The sequence below is a fragment of the Nocardia sp. NPDC058058 genome (assembly GCF_042885355.1).
Taxonomy (GTDB): domain Bacteria; phylum Actinomycetota; class Actinomycetes; order Mycobacteriales; family Mycobacteriaceae; genus Nocardia.
The window spans coordinates 1-1,106 of sequence record NZ_JBHVSA010000047.1; the positions used below are offsets into that span (position 1 = coordinate 1).

Genomic DNA, 1,106 nt, shown 5'->3' on the forward strand with positions numbered 1-1,106 from the left:
GCTTCAGGGCCGAGAGCGAGCGCGGGTAGTAGCGCCACGGCAGGCTCGGGTGCAGGCCGTTGACGATGTGCAGCTCGGTGAGGTTCTCGCCCTCCATGGCCTTGGCCAGGCGGACGGCTTCCTCGATGCGCATCGTGTACGCGTCCTTCTCGCCCGGCTTGCGCTGGAACGAGCAGTACGCGCAGGACGCGGTGCACACGTTCGTCATGTTGAGGTGACGGTTGACGTTGAAGTGGACGACGTCACCGTTCTTGCGCATGCGCACCTCGTGGGCGAGGCCGCCCAGCCAGGCCAGGTCATCCGACTCGTAGAGGGCGATGCCGTCCTCACGGGTCAGCCGCTCGCCGGAGCGGACCTTCTCCTCCAGCTCACGCTTGAGCCCAGCGTCCATCGGCCGGTCGCCTCCTCTTTGTCCTGTACCGCATGCCCTTGTCCGACCCCGCAACCGTACTCTCAGGCCTCTTCGGGCAGATCCCCGACCCGGTTCTCCCACTTCGTGGAGAGCACGATGGTGGTACGGGTGCGGGAGACGCCTCTGGTGCCGGAGAGCTTGCGGATGATCCGCTCCAGCCCGTCCACGTCACCGGCCCGCACCTTGAGCATGTACGAGTCGTCGCCGGCGATGAACCAGCAGTCCTCGATCTCGGCGAGGTCGCGCAGCCGGCGGGCCACGTCCTCGTGGTCGGCGGCGTCCGAGAGCGAGATGCCGATCAGGGCGGTGACGCCCATGCCGAGCGACGCCGAGTCCACGGTCGCCCGGTAGCCGGTGATCACACCGGCCGTCTCCAGGCGGTTGATGCGGTCGGTGACGCTGGGGCCGGAGAGGCCCACGAGACGGCCCAGCTCCGCGTACGAGGCACGACCGTTTTCCCGGAGTGCCTGGATGAGCTGCCTGTCCACCGTGTCCATTACGTGGAGCCTTCCATTATTCGGCGATCCTGCAAGTTTAGGTATAGAATCTAAGGCATGCAGGGTGAACACCCTGCGAATCTTTCAACAGATCAACGATGATCTGACGAGTATCAGGAGTGGTTCACCGTGTACACGATCGAGATGGCCTACGCGCACATGCGACAGCTCCAGGAGCTGGCCAACCGATCCCGCAC

The 1,106-nt window shown here is 65.2% G+C and carries 2 protein-coding genes; both read right to left on the reverse strand.

What is annotated here, in order from left to right:
* On the reverse strand, positions 1-391 hold a 391-nt coding region (locus ACFVUS_RS44065), incomplete at its 3' end, for a radical SAM protein (RefSeq protein WP_387781579.1).
* A gap of 62 nt (positions 392-453) precedes the next feature.
* A complete protein-coding gene (locus tag ACFVUS_RS44070) occupies positions 454-909 on the reverse strand; it encodes an Lrp/AsnC family transcriptional regulator (RefSeq protein ID WP_008738483.1) in 456 nt (151 codons plus the stop codon).
* Positions 910-1,106: the final 197 nt, after the last annotated feature.